General features: G+C 56.0%; 7 protein-coding genes and 1 pseudogene. All 8 read left to right on the top strand.

Annotation, left to right across the window (positions count from 1 at the left end; all coding sequences use genetic code 11):
* Window positions 1-3: 3 nt before the first annotated feature.
* Window positions 4-966: an SMP-30/gluconolactonase/LRE family protein gene (locus AGR1_RS26465; RefSeq protein WP_149148924.1), complete on the top strand. Its 963-nt coding sequence runs from the start codon at window positions 4-6 to the stop codon at window positions 964-966.
* 322 nt (window positions 967-1,288) lie between these two features.
* Window positions 1,289-2,413, top strand: coding sequence for a helix-turn-helix domain-containing protein (locus tag AGR1_RS26470; protein ID WP_149148925.1), 1,125 nt, complete (start codon window positions 1,289-1,291; stop codon window positions 2,411-2,413).
* Window positions 2,414-2,482: 69 nt separating this feature from the next.
* Window positions 2,483-3,892, top strand: a complete 1,410-nt coding sequence (locus tag AGR1_RS26475; RefSeq protein WP_149148926.1) for a thiol-activated cytolysin family protein — start codon at window positions 2,483-2,485, stop codon at window positions 3,890-3,892.
* Between the two features lie 105 nt (window positions 3,893-3,997).
* Window positions 3,998-4,600, top strand: coding sequence for a M35 family metallo-endopeptidase (locus AGR1_RS26480; RefSeq protein ID WP_149148927.1), 603 nt, complete (start codon window positions 3,998-4,000; stop codon window positions 4,598-4,600).
* Between the two features lie 89 nt (window positions 4,601-4,689).
* Window positions 4,690-4,872 (top strand): annotated as a pseudogene (locus AGR1_RS26485) (D-alanine--D-alanine ligase A); the annotation flags it as partial.
* A 185-nt stretch (window positions 4,873-5,057) separates the two neighbouring features.
* Window positions 5,058-5,321: a hypothetical protein gene (locus AGR1_RS26490; RefSeq protein WP_149148928.1), complete on the top strand. Its 264-nt coding sequence runs from the start codon at window positions 5,058-5,060 to the stop codon at window positions 5,319-5,321.
* 693 nt (window positions 5,322-6,014) lie between these two features.
* Complete coding sequence (locus AGR1_RS26505) at window positions 6,015-6,269, top strand: type II toxin-antitoxin system Phd/YefM family antitoxin (protein WP_149148930.1); 255 nt, start codon at window positions 6,015-6,017, stop codon at window positions 6,267-6,269.
* Window positions 6,266-6,688, top strand: coding sequence for a type II toxin-antitoxin system VapC family toxin (locus AGR1_RS26510; RefSeq protein WP_149148830.1), 423 nt, complete (start codon window positions 6,266-6,268; stop codon window positions 6,686-6,688). Before AGR1_RS26505 ends, AGR1_RS26510 begins: the two co-directional genes overlap by 4 nt.
* The last annotated feature ends 81 nt before the right edge of the window (window positions 6,689-6,769 follow it).

Below are 6,769 nucleotides of genomic sequence, written 5' to 3' on the forward strand. Positions count from 1 at the left end.
CCTATGCACCACACTTATCCCTTCCCTGAGCCTGTGATCATCGATGCGGAAGTGTTTGCCGAACTGCCGGCGGACCTCAGACGCACGGGTGTTTCGTCCTACTGGGCCGAGCGCAATCGCCGCGGCCAGACGGTCGACAGTTTCCTTGAGGGGCCGTCCTTTGACAGCGAGGGTAACCTCTGGTTCGTAGATATCCCCTTTGGGCGAATCCTCAGCTGTGATCAGTCCGGAAACGTTCGAGAGATCGCAGAGTATGAGGGGCAGCCGAACGGGATGAAGATCCATCGTGACGGACGGATCTTCATCGCCGACTTCCAGAACGGAATCATGCAACTCGACCCGAAGACCGGCGAGATTTCCCATGCGCTGCGCGACTGCGATACGGAGGGGTTCAAGGGTTGCAACGATCTGCATTTCGGCCGCGACGGAACGCTTTATTTTACCGACCAGGGTCAGACCGGGCTGCAAGACCCGACGGGCAGGGTATATCGCTGGCAACCGGAGACCGGTGTGCTCACATGCCTGATCGATAAGGTGCCGAGCCCCAATGGGCTGGTTCTCGACATCAACGAGCATGTGCTCTATCTCGCGGTGACGCGTGCAAACGCTGTCTGGCGTCTGCCACTGTCGGCGAGCGGGCGGGTCAACAAAGCAGGGCTGTTCATCCAGTTTTCCGGTGGCCGGGCGGGGCCGGACGGCTTGGCACTGACAGCGCAAAACGGTGTCGTCGTCTGCCAGACCGGCATGGGCCTTGTGTGGGTCCACGATGCGCTTGGCCGACCTATCGCCGTCGTTCGGTCGCCACGGGGTCTGGGGACAACCAATTGCGCCTTCGGAGGTCCCGGCGGGCGGTCGCTCTTCATCACGGAATCGGACAGCGGTTCCATCTTGCGGGCGGAATTCCCAGAAGAAATGAAGATATCAGGGGCGCCATTGTTCTCAAAGCGCGAAAATTTTCTCGAGTGACATTATGACTAGGGAAACGGTGGTTCGATTCCCATCAAGAGCAGGATCGCATTGCCTTACCCCCGATCCATTCCGAAACCACAGTCCACTGTGCAGTCAGCAAGGTAATTGCCCTGGTTAACCCTGTGTTGACCATCGCTGGCGAAATTCGTGCTCCCATGTGTTGTGGGGTTTGTGATTCTGAATGCCATTACAGAAGCTTGAGCACCGAACGGAAGACGATTGCGTAGCGCCTGGGGGAAACGGATGTCCATGCTTGATGATGCCAACCTTGCGATTTCTATGACTTGGCGGCGGTTAAAGACCGTATCAGGGCGACGCCATGCAACAAATCATGTCGGATAACGCATCAGACTCTTCCAAACCGCGAGCCTGGTCTCCGGAAATCTGGCTGTGGTCGCCGGCGGAGGGCAAGTGGACCCCTGATGCCGGGGTACCGAGCAAAAGCGTCCAATTGTCGTTGACCAGCGAAGAGGTGGCGCAGTGCCAACGCTACGACGCTTGGACAAATATCGCGTTTTATGATTTTGAGCCGGATGCGCCTAACGATACGCAACGCTTGGATTTTAAGGCCGATACGATCGGCACGGTGACACCGACAGGCACGTTGTTCCGCTATCGCTCAGAGGCCATTTCGGGCAGCCGACTACCATCGAGTGGGCTGTCGAGCGCGCATGACGACATCGCTATCGGCTTGACGTTAGCAGGCGAGCGCCAGCATGCGACGTCGACCGGTGCGGTCCTGACCGCCGGCTCCAATGATTTTTTCGTCTACGATCCGACCAAACCCTCGCGTGTGGCTTGGCGTGCAAATCATATGGCCATTGCCCTAACCTTGCGCCGTAATGCACTGGTGGAAGCCTTCAATGGTGACGTGCCGGCGGAAGAGCGGATTGTTGAAGCGCTGCATAAGTCACGGCTGGCCCCCTTCCTCATAGCTCAATTGCGATTGCTGGCGGAACATATCGAGCAGATGTCGGCAATGGAAAAAGGCATGGTGTTCGGTAGCGTTGCCGACCTTACGCTGGGGGCGTTGCGTTCAGTCTATCAGCAACACGGCCCTGCCGATGCGCCTATGGCGCGCCGTGCCTTGTTCGTGGCGGCGACCCGCTACATCGACGCGCATCTGAACGACCTGACACTGGACGCAGACTCGGTGGCGCACGGCATTCGTTGCTCGCGCGCTACGCTCTACCGTTGTTTCGCCGATCGCGACCTTACTGTGGCAGGTGCTATCCGCATGGCGCGGCTGGAGCGCATGAGCAAACTGTTGCAGACCGCGCCGAGCCAAACGCCGATTGCTACCCTGGCGCTGAGCAATGGCTTCATCGACCTGCGAACCTTCAATCGCCAGTTTGCCAAGCGCTTCGGCATGACACCCGGCGAGTTTCGCCGTAGCCCGCTGCGCCACGTCAGGTCAGCCCTGGCGGAAACGGACCCAGATTGATACGCGTTGCCCTCAATTGATACGGGACTGCACTGCCACAAGTGACGTGGCGGAAGGAATATCCCACCGTTGCCACCAACGGAGGATGCCATGTCGAAGAATACAGACTACATCAACAGCCTCGACTATGATTTGGACAGACTGCTGGCGCTGGATTTACAGCCAACGTCCCAGCCCAAATTTCCCAACCGCGAACGTGCTTCCGGCTCGGTTATCATCTGCAGTAAGCGTGAGATCAATCTCGATCAGAAGATCGAGTCGAGTGCGCTATTGAACCCTGCGGCCGGGGTGATATTTCCTGGCGCTGTGATCAAACAGGACCAGACCCTGGCGGAAGGACGTCCCACGCCCTATCGCCTTGCCCGGGCACCCCTGACCCTGCGGGTGGAATTACCTGGCCTGGAAGAGCGAAGCGAACTCCGGGTCGAAATGCCGGACTACACATCCGTGTCGATCGCCATCGAAAAGACCGTCAACACCTGGCTGAAGGACACGGGCGACTACTTCCCGCCGATGCGCGCCTTCTCAAGCTCTCATAAATCATACACCCAAGAACAGATCGGCATATCCTTGGGTTTCGGTGCCCAATGGGGCAAGAACAGCGCCACCGCCAACTTGAAGTCGTCTTCGAACGACAGCGAGACGATCGTCTACCGGGTATTCCGCCAGATCTACTATACGGTGGTCGCGCAGGATCCGCAGGAGGCCGGCGATGTCTTTGATGCAAATGTGACCTTGTCAAAAAACAACATGCACAGCACCGAGCCGCCCGGCTTTGTGCGCAGCGTCGACTACGGCAGGATCATGATCGTTCAGATGCGGACAAGCGAGCATGTGAGCGAACACGATGCCGAAGCAGCGCTTGATGTTTCGACCAGCGGTGTCGAGGTGAGTGCCGAAACCAAGGCCAAATATGAAAGCATCGCCAATGTCTCCTCGTTTCAGGCGATCGTGCTTGGCGCCGGCGAGGGCTCTACACCTCTGCTGTTGGGCGAAATCGACAAAATCCGGGAAGTCATCGAAAAGGGTATTGTCTTGTCCAAGGACAATCTCGGCTATCCGATTTCCTATGTCGTGGCGGACCTGAAATCGGCGAAGGTGTCAGAGATCAGAAATACCACCCGATATGTCGAAGTTGACCGCAAGGTGCTTTCTGATCGACTGATCACCGTTCGCCATCGCGGCGGTTACGCCGCCAAATTCGACGTTACGTGGAACGAAGTGGATGAGGCCGCGAGCACTGACGACAAGACCGTCTTTGCCTCGAAAAGTTGGACTTCGCACGGTAAGACAAACCCCTATGATTGCACCTTGCCGCCATTTCCAGGCGACGCCCGGGACTTCATGGTGAAGGCCACGAACGACACGTGGATAGCCTGGGACAAGCACCACACGGCGTTCAAATCCTATCCGACCCTCGACCGCGACAGGATTATCACGATCCGCGGCACGACGATGAACATGACCATTGAGGACTGACGACAGGGTGATTGCCGCCGGCCTCATTACATCATCAAGCCAACCGGAAATTCCGGGCCGACTCGTCTCGGGCGAGCAGTGTACTTCTCATCAAGGAGATCACCCATGTCATCCATCCATCCCCATAATTCACTCACGATCCTGGCTCTGGGCATGCTGCTTGCGGTCACCGGCCAAGCTCACGCCACCAATTTGAAATATGACGCGAACTGCACAAAGGAGCACCGTACCTTGACGAAAGAGGCATTTGCCAGAATTATGCCGGTCGCCAAAAAAGCCGCGAATGCAGTTGACGGCATGACTGTAGAAAAAACGTCGCCACTTTACGAGACTTGGTTCGGCAAGGCCAACCAGACCCGGTTGACGAGAGTGCAAAGCACAATCGGCGACGTGCGCGATCTTCTGCAAAGCAAGAAAACCTTCACCGTCGAATGCGTACCACAACGCTGCGGCAACGGCACTTTTGCCCTGACAACCCACAAAAGGGACTATATCGGGCTGTGCGCCGCATTCTTCAAAGCCCCGTTGACCGGTGAAGATTCGCGTTCCGGCACGCTGCTGCACGAACTAACCCATGTGGTAGCCGGCACCCAGGACTACACTTATGGCAGGACAAATGCCCAGAAACGGGCCGCCGGCAATCCCAATGAAGCCGTCAACAATGCCGACAACTATGAGTTCTTTATGGAAGACCTGTCGGCGAAGTAGATTTACACAACGTGCGAAAGGCGAAGGACAGGTGCATGCCTGTCCCTTTGTCATTCAAAGTTCGGAAATCCACTTCGCCGCATGCAACAGGTATGTCGCGCGTCGATTTCTTCCTGACCGAGAACATGAGTTTCTTGATCAACAAAGTGAACACAATTCCCGGATTCACCGATATCGGTATGTACGCGAAGGCGATGGCGGCAAGCGGCGTCAGCTATCCTGATGTCATCGATCGGCTGGTCGAGCATGGTCTCGCACGCGCCGGCCTCTGAGCCGCAAAATGTCTCTTCCCGGTGTGGCAGACATGCACCGGGAAGAAAAACGCCGCAGCTTCGTCTGCTCTTGTCACAAGAACTGCAATAAACCGGATTAATTGCCGTGGCATGCGTCTGGTGTGTTTCTTGCGTTTTCGGCGGCTATGTACTACATAACTTATTGAAAAATGGTGGTGATAACGATGTCTAGCGTTGCGATTAAAGTTCTGTCGACGGTGAACGCCCCTTACGGGACGAACCTTTCGGCTGAGCAACTCGCTTCGAAGATTTCGGATTTTGCGAGCGTCGAGAATTTCGATGCTTCCGCATTCTCATTCTATTCCGAAGTGAAGGCCGACCTCCAGCACCAGTTTCTCGATGAGATGGAAATCGACCACGGTACAGCATTCGAGATTGCCAAGAAATTCTCGCAGCTGGCTGGATACCCCCTTGCCCTAGCCGCTTGAAATCGACTTCATTTGCGCTCCCAGTCTGACCAACGATCCCACATCCCGTGTCGCGGTACGTGGAGCCGAAGTTGACCTTGAGACCCCGGGCGAAATCATCGCGAAGAAGGTTCATTATCGAGGATACTCTCTTCAGCCACGTGACATGTTCGATATCGCGTGCATCGCCAAGGCACTCGGCGATGAATACGTTCTCGCAGCTCTCTTGCCATTCAAGACCAGGGCCGCCGCGGCATTGGCAGTCGCAGAGAGAATGGATGCAGGCCTCGCTAGCACAGTCATGGGGAAGCTTCAGCATAGAGAAGGATATGAGGATATTTCGAAAACTGCTCAAGCGACGACAATCTCGCTTTTGAAAGCGGTGTGCGATCACATGCCAGCGGTATCCGCAGCGCCTTCCTCTCCGTCTCTGCGCTGATTTCTCGGCAACTTGGCGACCTTAGCGATACCGCCGTTCGGTCGATTATTCTTTCGGTGCGCATCATTCCGATTAGCCAGCAAAACCAAGTTAGGGCGGTGCCAGCGAGCGTGAATGAATTGTGTCGCAAATGCTTAGCCAATCCACGACGCATGGTCGACGGTTCGAATCCGTTCAAGAGCTAAAACCTGACCAAGAACCCAATTTCGCACGAGGGCATTGCGTATTGACGGCGGGAGTCATATATGTAGGTACGTTTCTACATGGAGCTTCGTATGGGTACCATCAGTTTGACCAGCCGCGAATTGAACCACGATGTTGGCAGAGCAAAGAAGGCTGCTGAGGCTGGACCTGTCGTTATTACTGATCGGGGCAGGCCATCGCACGTCTTGATGACTTACAGTGAGTTTGAGCGTCTGACAGGGAAACGTCATAATCTTGTCGATGCGCTATCAATGCCGGGTTTGTCGGCCATCGATTTCGATCCTCCTCGATCGATTATAGCAGCGCGCGAAGTTGATCTGACTTGAAATATTTGCTCGATACAAACGTTGTCTCCGAACTTCGAAAGGTGGGCGACGGTAAAGCCGATCCGAATGTAACGGCTTGGATAGGTGCGCGCGATGCCCGTGATTTGTGCATTTCTGCGATAACAATTTTAGAGCTTGAGCGCGGGATACTTAGCATTCAGCGCCGCGACCCTGCGCATGGCTCTCGTTTACGCGCATGGATGGATGGTCGGGTTCGCCCAGAGTTTGCTGAGCGCACCATCGTAGTCGATGATGCGGTTGCTACTCGTTGCGCCCATTTGCATATACCAGATCGCCGTAATGAAGCTGATGCAATCATTGCCGCCACGGCGCTTGTCCACGGGCTGGCGGTGGTGACACGGAATATTCAGGATTTCCAGGGAACAGGGGTAGTCCTTGTGGACCCTTGGAGCGTCTGAGGCCAGGGCCGCAGCGGCCCGGATCGTCCCTGCGAGTTGGGCAGTAATTGACGTGTCGCCGGTTCATATCCCATCAAGGCG

This window comes from Agrobacterium sp. B1(2019) (assembly GCF_008274755.1).
GTDB classification, from domain to species: domain Bacteria; phylum Pseudomonadota; class Alphaproteobacteria; order Rhizobiales; family Rhizobiaceae; genus Agrobacterium; species Agrobacterium salinitolerans.

Coding starts and splice junctions, on each gene's coding strand:
- AGR1_RS26490 (WP_149148928.1), top strand. CDS start 5,058: ATGTCTAGCGTTGCGATTAAAGTTCTGTCGACGGTGAACGCCCCTTAC.
- AGR1_RS26505 (WP_149148930.1), top strand. CDS start 6,015: ATGGGTACCATCAGTTTGACCAGCCGCGAATTGAACCACGATGTTGGC.
- AGR1_RS26470 (WP_149148925.1), top strand. CDS start 1,289: ATGCAACAAATCATGTCGGATAACGCATCAGACTCTTCCAAACCGCGA.
- AGR1_RS26465 (WP_149148924.1), top strand. CDS start 4: ATGCACCACACTTATCCCTTCCCTGAGCCTGTGATCATCGATGCGGAA.
- AGR1_RS26480 (WP_149148927.1), top strand. CDS start 3,998: ATGTCATCCATCCATCCCCATAATTCACTCACGATCCTGGCTCTGGGC.